Here is a 13,066-nt window from a genome sequence, read left to right on the forward strand (position 1 = left end):
GCGCGGAGAGGCCCGTGTTTCGCGTCCTACGCACCCTGGGGCTTGCCCTCGGACTCCTCGGCGGCGCGCTGGCGGCGCAGGCGCCGGAATTCGCCCAGCAATATGCCCAACGGCTCGGCGGCACCCTGGACGAACTGCGCCGCGTGGTCTCCGGTTTCGAGGCTGATGCCGTTGCCACCGGCCGCAGTCGCGACGATGCGGTGGCACGCCTGCGCGGCGACGGCGACCCTCTCGTCGCCCGGCGCGGCGAGGCGGCGTGCCAGGATATCGTGCGCCTCGCCGCCCTTGAGCGGCAGCGCCGGGAGCTCGCGGAGGCCGGCGGCCCCCTCGGCCGCGTCGTGGCCCTGATGCGCGATCCCGACCTCGCCCTCGCGCGGGCCACCTACCAGGACTACACTCCGGCGATCCCCACCACCGTCGACGGCCTGACCGCCGGCCTGCTCGGCTTCCTGGCCACCTGGGCCGGCTGGCGCATCCTCGCCGATCTCGGTCGGTGGCTCCTGGCGGGTCGTGGCCGGCAGTCCATGACCCGACCGGCGTGAGGACGCGACTGTTGCCCGGCGTCTACAGCGCGGCTCCCGCGGCTGCACTAGGGTCTGACGGTTAGCGCGCGGGCCTCATCCTGGCGCCGTTTCACGGCCTCCTTCGAACCCATGGCGCGCGTTCCTTCCACCTCGGTCGACCCAGCCATCGATGCCGCCGCCCTGTTGCGTCGCATCGGCTTCATCGGCCTGTTCGTGATCATGCCGGTGGCGGCGCAGGTCGCCCGCCGCGCGGTGGTCATCCTCGCGCCGATCTCCATCGCACTCCTGCTCCTGGCGAGCGCCATCGACGGCCGCGCGCGACCGGTCCGCCCGGCCTCCTCGCGCCTGCTGCGCTCGCCCGCCTTCCTGGCCGGCTGCCTGGTGATCCTCTGGTCGGCCCTGTCGCTGGTCTGGACGCCGTTTCTGAGCCTCGCCACCGAACGGCTTCTCAACGTCATCGCCACGCTTCTCATGACGATGGCGGCCTACCTCGCTCTGCCGGACCGCATGCGCTCGGCAAACCTCTATCTCCTGCCGGTGGGCGTGGCGGCGGCGGCCATCTTCGCCATCGGGCTTGGGCTCACGGGGCAGGGGCCGTTCGGACAGGGGCTCCTCGGACCCGACGAGGACGCGATCCTCGACCGGGGCCTGATCCTGCTCATCCTGTTCGTCTGGCCGGCCGTCTCGTGGCTCCGCTCGCGCGGGCGCAACAGCGAGGCCCTCGGGCTCGCCCTGCTCGTCTCGGTCGCACTCCTGGTCTCGCCCGGTCCGACAACCCTGGTCGCCTTGGCGGTGGGGGCGGTCGCCTTCGCGCTCGCGGCCTTCCGGCCCATGCGCGCGCCGCGCCTCCTCGGCGTCACGGCGGCCACCCTGCTGGTGTTGGGACCGGTCCTGCCCTTCATCGCCCGGCCGATCGGTGCGACGGTGTTCGGCGGGCGTGCGCCCGGCGTCCTGAGCCTCAAGGCTTGGCAGACCATCGTGACCAGCGAACCGCTGCGGCTCGTCACCGGGCACGGCCTCGAGACGGCCCTGCGAGGTCGTTACGTCAACTTGTTGCCGATGAACGCGCCGCGGACCCTGCTGTTCGAGCTCTGGTACGAACTCGGCCTCGTCGGGGCCTTCGCGGCTGCCTTCGCCCTGCACGCCGCGATCCGCCGCGCGGGTCGAGAGGCATCGGTGCTGGTGCCCGGCGCCATGGCGGCCTTCGCCTCGGCCTTCCTCATCGCCTGCATCGGCGTCGGGATGACGGTGATGTGGTGGCTCACCACCCTGGCGCTCGCGGTCCTGGTTTTCGTCGCGGTGGAGCGCGGGCAGTTCCGCACCCGCCGGCCCAAGGCCAGCCTGTTGCCGTCCGCCCAGAAGGCCTGACGCCTCAGGCGTCCGCAGCCGCCTCGATCGCCTCCATATCGGCGTCGGAGAGGCCGAAATGGTGCCCGATCTCGTGGACGAGGACGTGCGTGACGAGGTGGCCGAGGGTCTCGTCATGCTCGGCCCAGTCGTCGAGCAGGGGGCGACGGTAGAGCCAGACCTGATTCGGCATCTGTCCGGTCGCCGCCTCGCCGCTTTGGGCGAGACCGATCCCACGGAACAGGCCGAGGAGATCGAAGGGGCTCTCGCAATCCATCTCCCGCAGGGTCTCCTCGTCGGGGAAGTCCTCCACGTGAATCACGAGGCCGGCGCAGAGATTCCGGAATGCCAGGGGCAGATTGGCGAAGGCCGCATACGCCAGATCCTCGATCGCACCGAGGTCCGGTGCCCGAGCCGACGTCCAGGCCGGTTCGCCGCCGCTCACGGGAGTTCCGGCAACACGCGCTCCGCCAGGAAGCCGGCGAGATCGCTGGTGATGTGGTCGATATGCGGTTCGCGCACGGCTTCCTGCTCGAAGGCTTCCCGGAAGGGGTCGATCGTCGGAGGCACCACCAGCACCGTGGACATGCCGATGTCGTGCGGCACGATCAGGTTGCGGGCGATGTCCTCGAACAGGGCCGCCCGGCGCGGCTCCACGCCGTGGCGCTTCAGGAACCGCTCGTAGGTGGAGCGCTCGGGCTTCGGAATGAAATCGGCATCGGCGATGTCGAACACGTCCTCGAAGTGGTCGAGGATGCCGAGCTTGGCCGCCACGTTCTCGGCGTGCCGGCGCGATCCGTTGGTGAGGATGAGCTTGCGGCCGGGCAGGCGCTCGATGGCAGCGCCCAGCGCCGGGTCGAGGCGGATCGACGAATGGTCGATATCGTGGGCGAAGTCGAGGAAGTCGTGCGGATCGATGGCCGACTCCACCATCAGCGCCTTCAGGGTCGTCCCGTAGCGATGGTAGAAATACTTCTGTAGCGCCCGAGCCGAGAGACCGTCGAGTCCGTAGAGGCGCATGACGTAGAGGGTGATGCGCTCGTCCACCTGCGGCCAGACGCGGGCGTCGCTCGGATAGAGCGTGTTGTCGAGATCGAACACCCAGGTGTCGACCTGACGAAAGCCGCGGGATTGGGCGGTGGTGAAGTGGGGTTCGCCGGGCAGAAACAAGGTCGGTCGATGTGGTTCTGGGTGGGCCGCGAAGCCCGGCCGTTCGAGATGGGGACCGGACACCGCGAAGGGAAGCGGGGCGCGTGCTTTTCAGAGCATGGCCGTCGGCATCCCGCAAGCATTCCCCCAACCGTACCCTGGGTCCACCTCGTCCGACCGGTTCGTTGACGACCGCCTCTCCACACGCACCCGAGATGGAGTGATCAGTGGTTAGGCAGAATTAGTCCTGTGTGGATTCGAAATAGGCAGCTTAGTCCTAGTCCTGGCGCTATTCTGCTTGCTGGCGGAAAGACGTGATGAAAAGGCCAGATTAACTCCACATATACGAATGACGAGCTATTCGATCAGAGCGGTATTGCGCGACGTCCAAGTCTGCTGCCGGCCCCGTGAGGCGGGAGAAATTGCATTGCTCGCACGCGATTTCATGAACTTCTTCGATGCGTCCCGGCGCCAGGGCGTGATCCTCTCCTTCGGCGGCGACATCTCGGAGAATGTCCTGTTCTCTCTCGGCGAAGTGCTCAAGTTGCGCATGAGCCAGGGCGAGACCGATGCGTCGGTGGCCAAGCGGGTCTTCGCGATCTTCGTCGAGCAGGCCCAGAACGTCATCCGCTACTCCGCCGACAAGGTCGTGAAGCCGTCCGGTCCGCAGGCGAGCCTGATCAGCAACGGAGTGATCGTCGTCGGCATGGAGGCGGGACGCTTCTACGTCGTCTGCGGAAACGAGTTGCCCGATCCCGACGTCCCGCCCCTGCGCGCCCGCCTCGACCACATCGCGAGCCTGAACAGCGACGAATTGAAGGCGTATTACCGCGAGAAGCTCCGCCAGCCACCGGACGAGGGAAGCCTCGGCGGCAGCATCGGCTTGATCGAGATCGCACGGCGTTCCAGCGCCCCAGTCGAGTACGACTTCCAGGCGCTCGGCTCCGGGCGCAGCTTCTTCTGCCTCAAAGCCTATATCTGACGGGCCGACCACCGATGGACCGAATCCAGCTTGCCGCCACGGACCGCTCGCCGCGGGTCGATTTCGACTTCGCGACCGGGCACCTGTCCCTGCACGGCGAATCCTACCCCGAGGATGCGGCCGCCTTCTTCGGCCCCCTGCTCCAGGCCCTGCGCGCCTACCTGGCGGACACCTCCGCGACCCCGATCGTGTTCGAGGTCGGGCTGGCCTACTTCAACTCGTCGAGCGCCAAAGCGCTGATGAACCTGTTCATGCCCCTCGAGGACGCCGCCGAGGAAGGGCGCGCGGTCACGGTGCGCTGGCGGTTCGCCGATGGTGACGAGACCATCGAGGAGGCGGGCGAGGACTTCGCCGCCGATTTCTCCTACGCGCGGTTCGAGATGGTGAGGGAGGCCGCATGACCCGCGCGATCAGGGCCGTCGGAGGCGCGGCCTCCGAACCAGCTGATTCCTTCAGCCTCTACGACGCCGAGGAAGCGGTGCTGACCCGCACCGAGGCGATGCTGTCGGGGCTCTCGGACGTCGCCGGCGGCGTCCAGGCGCTGGCCGACGCCTATCGCCGGGGCTTTCGCGAGCAGCAGAGGCTGGTCCGGATGAGCGACCGGATGCAGCTCGACCTGCAGAAGGCGAACCAGCGCCTCGCCGATCAGCGCCGGGATCTCCAGGCCCTGAATGCCGCCCTGTCCGGTGAGATCGAGCACCGCACCCGGCTCGAGGCCGAGCTGCGGCGTCTGGCCGATACCGACGACCTGACGGGTGCCCTGGCGCGTCGCCGCTTCATGGAGGTCGCGGCGCGCGAATGGCTGCGCCACGCCCGCAGCGGCGCCCCGGTCTCCATCCTCATCCTCGATCTCGACCGGTTCAAGCTCCTCAACGACAGCTTCGGCCACGCGGCCGGCGACGCCGCGCTGGTCTCCTTCGTCGCGATCTGTCGAGCGCACCTGCGCACCCTCGACTTCATCGGCCGCACGGGCGGCGAAGAGTTCGCCATCGTCCTGTCCGATACCGGCCTGGAGGGCGCCGCGGCCTTCGCGGAACGCCTGCGCGAGGCCGTTGCCGCCACGCCGGTGCCCATGATGGATGCCGCCATGCGGATCACCGTGAGCATCGGCGTCGCCCAGTCCGAGCCGGGCGAAACCCTGGAGAGCGCCATGCAGCGGGCCGACGCGGCCCTCTACGCGGCCAAGGATTGCGGTCGCAATCGTATCGCGCTGAGGCCCGGCGCGCCGGACGCCTCCAGCGCCGCGATTCGGCCATGACCGCCGAGACCCCGGCCCTCGGAGCCGCCCCCGGCGCGTCCGCCGGCAGCAGGCCTGCCTCCGGTGAGGGACGCGGCGGGTCCCTGCGCGGCGCCGGCCCGCGGCGCAGCAGCGATTTCCTCAGCGCGGCTGGCTTCGTCGATGTCCCGACCGGCGAGCCGGGCGCGATGCGTCCGGGCGCCCTGCGCGGCGCGGCCCAGGGGCGTGACCTCGACAGCCTCGCCCACACCCTCTTCCTGCGGATCTATCCCGTGATCGCGGTGGTCGTCCTGGTGACGCAGATCGGCATCGCCTGGGTCAATTATCGCGACCAGCTCCACCTCTACACCGAGCGCGCAGGCCTGATGGCGTCCCTGACCGCCAAGGCCATCGCCGGCCCCGGCTGGAGCGGCAGCCCGGAGGTCTATCGCCGCCCGATGGAGGCCCTGACCCTCGACCCGGCCTTCCGCGCGGCGACCCTGCGCGACGCCGCCGGCACCGTGGTGATGACGCTGGGCGAGCCGAAGCGCGGGCGGTCCTTCGAGCAGATCACCACGCAGGCGGATCTCTTTGCCGGCCCGGTCGCCCCCCCGGTGGGGCACCTGACCCTGTCGATCTCGGCCGAGGCCCTCCGCGGCAACGCCGAGAAGCAGGCGATCCTCGCCGTCGTCACCAGCCTGATCCTGATGCTCGCCTTCGTGCTGACCCTGCACGCCAACGTGCGGCGGCACGTGCTGGCCCCCCTGAAGCGCCTGCTGCTGGCCATGCGAGAGGTCGAGCACAAGCGCTGGGTGCCAGTGGAGCTCGATGGCGCCTTCCGCGCCAGCAACGAGATCGACGTCATCTCCCAAGCCTTCAACCGCATGGTCGACGGACTCCGCGCCGGCGACGAGGCCAAGCAGCTCCTGCAGCAGCTGGAGCAGGCGCACCACAAGCTGGCCCAGGCCAACCACCTGGTGATGGAGAGCATCGGCTACGCCCGCCGCATCCAAAGTTCGGTGCTGCCCGACCGGTCGGCCCTCGACGGCACGGGCCTCGAGGTGGCGGTGCTCTGGGAGCCGCTGCACCTGGTCGGGGGCGATTACTTCTGGCTCGAGGAGATCGACGGCCTCGGCATCCTGCTGGTGGCCGACTGCACCGGGCACGGTGTTCCGGGCGCCTTCCTGACCCTCATCGTCGCCACCGCCCTCGACCGTCTGATTCACGAGCGCGGCCTGCGCGATCCGGCCGCCATCCTGGAGGCCCTCGACGGCATGGTGCGGACCCAGCTGCGCCAGGACGGACGGGGATCGGAATCCGACGACGGCCTCGATTGCGGCCTCTGCGTCTGGGACCCGGCCGCGGCCGAGATCCGCTTCGCCGGCGCCGGCTCGGCCCTGACCACCCTCGAAGGCGCGGCGGTGACCCGCATCCGCGGCGCCAAGCGCGGCCTCGGCTATCCGCAGCGGCCGGGCGAACGCTTCGCCGTCGAGGAGACGCGCCTGCGCGTTGCCCCCGGGACGACCTTCTACCTGATGACGGACGGCATCACCGACCAGATGGGCGGTGCCGGATCGGCCCGACGCCTCCTCGGCCATCGCGGCGTGACCGAGATCCTGGGCAACCATCAGGCGGCGCCCCTGGCGGAGCAGGTGACGATCCTCGATGCGGCGCTCACCGCCTATCGCGGCGAGGAGACGCGTCGGGACGACATGACCCTGGTGGCCTTCCGGCCGCGGACGCTGCCCCGCGCGACCTGAGCGCGAGGCAGGGGAGGGAGTTCAGCCCCGACGGATCAGGGTGCCGGCACCGTAATCGGTGAACAGCTCCAGCAGCACCGCGTGGCTGACCTTGCCGTCGAGGATGACCACCGCCTCGACGCCCTGCTCCAGGGCGTAGATGCAGGTCTCCACCTTCGGGATCATGCCGCCCGTGATGGTGCCGTCGGCGATGAGCCGGCGGCAATCGTCGATCGACAGCTCGGGGATGAGCTTCTTGTCCTTGTCGAGCACCCCAGGAACATCGGTGAGCAGCAGCAGGCGCTTGGCCCGCAGCGCCCCCGCGATCGCGCCCGCGAAGGTGTCGGCATTGACGTTGTAGGTCTGGCCGTCCGCCCCGAAGGCCACGGGAGCCAGGACCGGGATCAGCTCGGCCTTCAGCACCGCGTCGAGAACGCCGCGCTCGACGTGCTCGGGCTCGCCCACGAGGCCGAGATCGACCTCCTGCTCGGTCTGGCTCTCGGGATCGATGATGGTCCGGGTGGCCTTGCGGGCCCGCACCATGTTGCCGTCCTTGCCGCAGAGGCCGATGGCGCGACCGCCCTCGGCCGAGATCCAGCCGACGATCTGCTTGTTGATCGAGCCGGCCAGGACCATCTCGACCACCTCGACGGTGGCCTCGTCGGTGACGCGCAGCCCGCCGCGGAATTCCGATTCGATGCCGAGCCGGCCGAGCATCCGCCCGATCTGCGGGCCGCCGCCATGGACCACGATCGGCTTCAGGCCGGACTGCTCCAGGAGCACGATATCCTCGGCGAAATCCTCCGCCGCCGCCCGGTCTCCCATGGCGTGGCCGCCATACTTGATGACCACGATCTCCTGGTCGTAGCGCTGCATGTGCGGCAGGGCCTGGACCAGGACCTCGGCGCGCACATGGACGTTGGGCAGCGGTTCTTTCATCGTGGGGCTCGTCCTCGATGGCGCGTCGGGCACCGCGCGCGACGCCGGGCTTCTAGCGCAGCATCGCGACGGTGCGAAGCAGCGGGGAAATGAATTTCACGCGGCGATGCCGGGTATTGTCGGCCCCCATCGCGTGACGGCGCTGCCGGAGCGCGTGGAACCATTTCGCGGAGGCATCGAGAACGGGGTTGCAACCGCTCACCGGTAAGGGTTCCTTAAGGTTGACGAACCATGATCGGAAAGTCGCCGGGGATCCTGCACCATGCTGAATGCCGATCCGTACCATCCGCGTCCCACCCTGTTGAGCCCGCACCACATCGCCAGCGCGGTCGACCAGCTCAACCCGCAGGCGGCCTCCCCATCCGAGGTCTGGCGCCTCCTGACCGAACAATTCACCGTCGATCTCGACGCCGTCGCGGCCGTCCTGCCGCGATCCGAGCCCGAGCCGCATTGGTTGCAGATTCGCCGCTGACCGAGGTCGCGCCAATGGCGGCCCCATCCTCGTAGGACGGTGATCCGCGCCTCCTGGGACACGACGCTGGCACACGCCGTGCTTCGCCCTCTCCAACGACAACAACGATACGGGGAACACCAAGGCAACGATCACGCGGCCGCTCACACGCCGGAGCCACACCGCGGACCTTATTCGCCATCTCGAACAAGGGGTCCGTCATGTCTGAACTGCTCTCCGTCGCCCTCGTCTGTGCCGCGACGCTCCTCGCCAAGGATTGCTCCCGCGACACCGCCCTCGACGTCATGGTCGCCCCTGCCCGCACCCCCATGGAGTGCCTGATGCACGGGCAGACCGCCGCGGCCGCCACGGGCCTGACCGCAGGCGAGAGCCGCTACCTCAAGGTCACCTGCGAGCGCCGTCACGCGGACCTGCGCCATCTGCGCCGGGCCGGGTACGCCGCCGCCATCGTCCTCGTGCACCGCGACGCGATCTAGGCCAGGGTGAGAGCCTCGCCCACCGTCAGCACGCCGCCCTCCAGCACCTCCGCGTAGACACCGCAATCCGTGTGGCCGAGATGCTGCGCGAGCGTGCGGGGGATTGCGAGATCGCGCTGACCCGTGACCGGGTCGACATTGGTCGCCGCGCAGCGCTGAGTGCGCTTGTGGATGCGCAGGCGCACGCCGCCCTCCGTCGTCAGCGTGCGGTCGACGAGATCGAGCTCGGCCCAGGGGGTGAGGCCCGTGACGTGGAGGTTCGCCCGGAAGCGAAGGGGGTCCACCGCCGCGCCGGTCATGGTCTCGAGTGCCGCGACGCTGGCGAGGTTGAGAAGCGAGACGAACCCGCGCGGGGAATCCGTGAAGCGATAACCGGCCGGTGCCGACAATATGCGGGCTGGGCCTCGCAGGGATCCGGGCATGGTGCGGGTGAGGAAGTCTTCGATGGCGGCCCGTCCCTCCGGCTGGGCGAGGTCGCCACGGGCCGCGATCGCGCCACCCTGGCGGATCGTCAGCGTCCCGTCCTCGGGATCGTAGCGCGTGTCGAGCTGCGCCAGCGCCTCGTCGCGCATCAGCATCAGGAACTTGATCTTGGGCTGGTGCACCGGGGCAGCCGGGTCGAAGCCCGATGGGCCGTTCTCCACCGCGAACAGGCGGTCGCCCGGAAAGTAGTCACCCGCCGTCAAGGTCGCATGGTCCATCGGCTCGGGCGAGAGCCCCTTGACGGGGTAGCGATGCAGGGCGTCGAGGCGCAGGCTGGGCGTGTCCGTCATGCGCCGAGCGTGCCCCTGAAAGGCATCCGGGCGCAAGCCCGCGGCCGGCCGCCTGCCATCGCGCTCCACACCCTTGTGGTGCCGATTTGCAACACTACATCTCGAAGACCGGCGGCCAGGTGGCGCCGGGGTCTCCAGCGGCATCGGCCGTGGGGGCGACGTCTCGGCGATCGGTCGTGCCGCGAGGAGCGGGCGGCGGGTCGTGCCGACACGGGGAGGTGGGACACAGATGAATTTCGAGATCTATACCGAGCGCGCCCGCGGTTTCGTCCAGGCCGCGCAGAACCTCGCGATGCGCGAGGGCCATCCGCAATTCCAGCCGGGCCACATCCTTAAGGTCCTGCTCGACGATCCCGAGGGCCTCTGCGCCGGTCTGATCGATCGGGCGGGTGGTCAGTCGCGGGTCGCCCTCGCGCAGACCGAGGCCTGGCTCGCCAAGCAGCCGAAGGTGTCCGGCAACGCGTCCCAGCCGCAGGCGACGCGCGAGCTCGTGCGCCTGTTCGACACCGCCGAGAAGGCGGCCGAGAAGGCGGGCGACAGCTACGTCACGGTCGAGCGCCTGCTGCTCGCCCTCGCGGTCGAGAAGGACACCGAGGCCGGTCGCGCGCTGGCGGCGGCCGGCGTCACGCCGGCCTCGCTCAACGGCGCGATCAACGCCCTGCGCAAGGGCCGGACCGCCGACAACGCCACGGCCGAGAACGCCTACGATGCGCTGAAGAAATACGCCCGCGACCTCACGGAAGCGGCGCGCGAGGGCAAGCTCGACCCGGTGATCGGCCGTGACGAGGAGATCCGTCGCACGATCCAGGTCCTGTCGCGGCGCACCAAGAACAACCCCGTCCTCATCGGCGAGCCCGGCGTCGGCAAGACCGCCATCGTCGAGGGTCTCGCCCTGCGCATCGTCGACGGCGACGTGCCGGAATCCCTGCGCGACAAGAGCCTGCTCGCCCTCGACATGGGATCGCTGATCGCCGGTGCCAAATACCGCGGAGAATTCGAGGAGCGGCTGAAGGGCGTGCTCTCCGAGGTCACGGCGGCCGAAGGCGGGATCATCCTGTTCATCGACGAGATGCATACCCTCGTCGGGGCCGGCAAGGCGGATGGGGCGATGGACGCCTCCAACCTGCTGAAACCCGCGCTGGCCCGCGGCGAGCTGCACTGCGTCGGGGCCACCACCCTCGACGAGTACCGCAAGCACGTGGAGAAGGACGCGGCCCTGGCACGGCGCTTCCAGCCCGTCTTCGTGTCCGAGCCCACCGTCGAGGACACGGTCTCGATCCTGCGCGGGATCAAGGAGAAGTACGAGCAGCACCACGGCGTGCGCATCCAGGATGCGGCGCTGGTGGCGGCCGCGACCCTGTCGAACCGGTACATCACCGATCGCTTCCTGCCGGACAAGGCCATCGACCTGATGGACGAGGCCGGGTCGCGCCTGCGCATGCAGGTCGATTCGAAGCCCGAGGAGCTCGACAACCTCGACCGCGAGATCGTGCGCCTGAAGATCGAGGGCGAGGCCCTCAAGAAGGAGACCGATTCCGCCTCCCGCGACCGCCTCGTGCGGTTGGAGAAGGAGTTGGCCGACCTCGAGGAGCAGTCCGCCGCGATCACCTCGCGCTGGAAGGCCGAGAAGGACAAGCTCGGTGCTGCCGCCGAACTCAAGCGCAAGCTCGACGAGGCGCGCAACGAATTGGCCTCGGCCCAGCGCCAGGGGCAGTACCAGCGCGCGGGCGAGCTCGCCTACGGCGTGATCCCGGGGCTGGAGCGCCAGCTCGCCGAGATCGAGGCCCAGGCCGAGAGCGCCGTGGTCCGCGACGGCATGGTCGAGGAGGCGGTGACGCCGGTCCACATCGCGGGTGTCGTCTCGCGCTGGACCGGGGTTCCCGTCGACAAGATGCTGGAGGGCGAGCGCGACAAGCTCTTGGCCATGGAGACGGTGCTGGGCGAGCGCGTCGTCGGGCAGCGCGAGGCGGTGGAGGCGGTGGCGACCGCCGTCCGCCGGGCCCGCGCCGGTCTCCAGGATCCGAACCGGCCGATCGGCTCGTTCATCTTCCTCGGGCCCACCGGCGTCGGCAAGACCGAGCTAACCAAGGCCCTGGCCGGCTTCCTCTTCGACGACGACACGGCACTCGTGCGTCTCGACATGTCGGAATACATGGAGAAGCACTCCGTGGCCCGGCTGATCGGCGCGCCTCCGGGCTATGTCGGCTACGAGGAGGGTGGAGCACTCACGGAGGCGGTTCGGCGCCGGCCCTACCAGGTCGTGCTGTTCGATGAGGTCGAGAAGGCGCATCCGGACGTGTTCAACGTCCTGCTCCAGGTGCTCGACGACGGCCGGCTGACCGATGGACAGGGTCGGACGGTGGACTTCCGCAACACGCTCCTGATCATGACCTCGAACCTCGGTTCGGAATACCTCGTCAACCAGAGTGAGGGCGACGACACCGATGTCGTGCGCGAGGAGGTGATGGGTGTGGTGCGCAGCCACTTCCGGCCGGAATTCCTCAACCGGATCGACGAGATCATCCTGTTCCACCGTCTCAAGCGGTCGGAGATGGGTGCGATCGTCGGGATCCAGCTGAAGCGCCTGCAGAAGCTCCTCGACGAGCGCAAGATCACCCTCGACGTCGATCCGAAGGCCCGCGACTGGCTCGCGGACAAGGGCTACGACCCGGCCTACGGGGCGCGTCCCCTGAAGCGGGTGATCCAGAAGGCAGTGCAGGATCGGCTGGCGGAGCAACTCCTGTCCGGGCTGATCCACGATGGGGAAGTGGTGCCGGTGGAGGTCGGTCCCCTCGGGCTGAAGGTCGGCAAATCCGGCCTCAGCACCGAGCGCCGGCCGGAGAGCGTCACCCTCAACTGAGACCGGGCGTCATCCCGACATCCCGGGGCCCGCGACGGCAGCCGCCGTTGCGGGCCTCGTCAGGCCGGCCGTTCACTGTCCCGAACGCAGGACGAGGCGGCGGATGCGACGGTCGAAGTCCTGGAAGCTGGCCGAGATGCCCCGGCCGGCGCAGGCCTGGAAGGAGTCGCCGGCGAAGAAACCGCGCGCACTCTGCTCGCGGCAGGCCATCAGGGGCGGGACCAGCACGGTGCCGAGGCCCACGACCAGCACCAGGGCGAAGTTCAGGATGACCGCGATCATCCACCCAAGGGGCGACAGGAAGGGCTTCTCGAAGTCCGTCCTGTCCCGCTCCTGACGGGCCAGATCCCGCACCATGGTGCTGGCCTGACGCCGTTCGGCCATTCTCGCATCGAGGTCTCGGAGCTTCGAGATTTCGGCCACGAACAGGATCTCCCACGCGAGAACAGGGCGCATCGTAGAGGCGAACCCTCAAGGAAGCCTGAAGCGGCGACCCTGACAGTCTCACCCGATCATCACAGCCAAGCCTGTGTACCGGCGGGATTCCGTCTTGAGCCGGATCGGCAATTGCGGACAATGCGCCTCCCAA

14 protein-coding genes are annotated in these 13,066 nt (G+C 69.2%); 9 read left to right on the plus strand and 5 right to left on the minus strand.

What is annotated here, in order from left to right:
- The first annotated feature begins 14 nt into the window (after nucleotides 1–14).
- The gene (locus ASG51_RS14055) at nucleotides 15–542 is read left to right on the plus strand and encodes a DUF2937 family protein (protein WP_056381409.1); all 528 of its coding nucleotides are present in this window, start codon (nucleotides 15–17) and stop codon (nucleotides 540–542) included.
- A 111-nt stretch (nucleotides 543–653) separates the two neighbouring features.
- Nucleotides 654–1,892: a hypothetical protein gene (locus tag ASG51_RS14060; protein ID WP_056381412.1), complete on the plus strand. Its 1,239-nt coding sequence runs from the start codon at nucleotides 654–656 to the stop codon at nucleotides 1,890–1,892.
- A gap of 4 nt (nucleotides 1,893–1,896) precedes the next feature.
- Here the strand turns inward: ASG51_RS14060 and ASG51_RS14065 are convergent, their stop codons facing one another.
- Both ASG51_RS14065 and ASG51_RS14070 read right to left on the minus strand, forming a co-directional pair.
- On the minus strand, nucleotides 1,897–2,316 hold the full coding sequence (locus ASG51_RS14065) for a metallopeptidase family protein (protein ID WP_056381413.1): 420 nt from the start codon (nucleotides 2,314–2,316) through the stop codon (nucleotides 1,897–1,899).
- The gene (locus tag ASG51_RS14070) at nucleotides 2,313–3,041 is read right to left on the minus strand and encodes a pyrimidine 5'-nucleotidase (RefSeq protein WP_056215191.1); all 729 of its coding nucleotides are present in this window, start codon (nucleotides 3,039–3,041) and stop codon (nucleotides 2,313–2,315) included. Before ASG51_RS14070 ends, ASG51_RS14065 begins: the two co-directional genes overlap by 4 nt.
- Nucleotides 3,042–3,447: 406 nt before the next feature.
- Here ASG51_RS14070 and ASG51_RS14075 point away from each other — a divergent pair, with 406 nt between their 5' ends.
- From ASG51_RS14075 to ASG51_RS14090, 4 genes are read left to right on the plus strand one after another with little or no spacing between them, the layout of a single operon-like run.
- Entirely contained in the window at nucleotides 3,448–4,002 is a 555-nt protein-coding gene (locus ASG51_RS14075) for a SiaB family protein kinase (RefSeq protein WP_056381416.1), read from the plus strand.
- Between the two features lie 14 nt (nucleotides 4,003–4,016).
- Nucleotides 4,017–4,403, plus strand: a complete 387-nt coding sequence (locus ASG51_RS14080; RefSeq protein WP_056215197.1) for a DUF1987 domain-containing protein — start codon at nucleotides 4,017–4,019, stop codon at nucleotides 4,401–4,403.
- A complete protein-coding gene (locus tag ASG51_RS14085) occupies nucleotides 4,400–5,260 on the plus strand; it encodes a diguanylate cyclase (RefSeq protein WP_056381418.1) in 861 nt (286 codons plus the stop codon). The genes ASG51_RS14080 and ASG51_RS14085 overlap by 4 nt, the downstream gene beginning before the upstream one ends.
- The gene (locus ASG51_RS14090) at nucleotides 5,257–6,978 is read left to right on the plus strand and encodes a SpoIIE family protein phosphatase (RefSeq protein WP_056275600.1); all 1,722 of its coding nucleotides are present in this window, start codon (nucleotides 5,257–5,259) and stop codon (nucleotides 6,976–6,978) included. The genes ASG51_RS14085 and ASG51_RS14090 overlap by 4 nt, the downstream gene beginning before the upstream one ends.
- Nucleotides 6,979–6,999: 21 nt before the next feature.
- On the opposite strand, the gene argB is transcribed toward ASG51_RS14090, so the two are convergent.
- Nucleotides 7,000–7,896: an acetylglutamate kinase gene (gene argB / locus ASG51_RS14095; RefSeq protein ID WP_055947887.1), complete on the minus strand. Its 897-nt coding sequence runs from the start codon at nucleotides 7,894–7,896 to the stop codon at nucleotides 7,000–7,002.
- 262 nt (nucleotides 7,897–8,158) lie between these two features.
- Between argB and ASG51_RS14100 the strand changes: the two genes are divergently transcribed.
- The gene (locus ASG51_RS14100; protein ID WP_056215206.1) at nucleotides 8,159–8,368 is read left to right on the plus strand and encodes a hypothetical protein; all 210 of its coding nucleotides are present in this window, start codon (nucleotides 8,159–8,161) and stop codon (nucleotides 8,366–8,368) included.
- A gap of 200 nt (nucleotides 8,369–8,568) precedes the next feature.
- Nucleotides 8,569–8,844, plus strand: coding sequence for a hypothetical protein (locus ASG51_RS14105; RefSeq protein WP_056215210.1), 276 nt, complete (start codon nucleotides 8,569–8,571; stop codon nucleotides 8,842–8,844).
- Here ASG51_RS14105 and ASG51_RS14110 read toward each other — a convergent pair.
- The gene (locus ASG51_RS14110) at nucleotides 8,841–9,617 is read right to left on the minus strand and encodes an MOSC domain-containing protein (RefSeq protein WP_056381420.1); all 777 of its coding nucleotides are present in this window, start codon (nucleotides 9,615–9,617) and stop codon (nucleotides 8,841–8,843) included. The genes ASG51_RS14105 and ASG51_RS14110 overlap by 4 nt on opposite strands.
- Before the next feature lie 229 nt (nucleotides 9,618–9,846).
- On the opposite strand from ASG51_RS14110, the gene clpB reads away from it, so the two are divergent.
- Nucleotides 9,847–12,477, plus strand: a complete 2,631-nt coding sequence (gene clpB, locus ASG51_RS14115) for an ATP-dependent chaperone ClpB (protein WP_056381422.1) — start codon at nucleotides 9,847–9,849, stop codon at nucleotides 12,475–12,477.
- 72 nt (nucleotides 12,478–12,549) lie between these two features.
- On the opposite strand, the gene ASG51_RS14120 is transcribed toward clpB, so the two are convergent.
- Entirely contained in the window at nucleotides 12,550–12,933 is a 384-nt protein-coding gene (locus ASG51_RS14120; protein WP_056381424.1) for a hypothetical protein, read from the minus strand.
- Nucleotides 12,934–13,066 lie beyond the last annotated feature (133 nt).

The sequence above is a fragment of the Methylobacterium sp. Leaf465 genome (assembly GCF_001424705.1).
GTDB lineage: Bacteria > Pseudomonadota > Alphaproteobacteria > Rhizobiales > Beijerinckiaceae > Methylobacterium.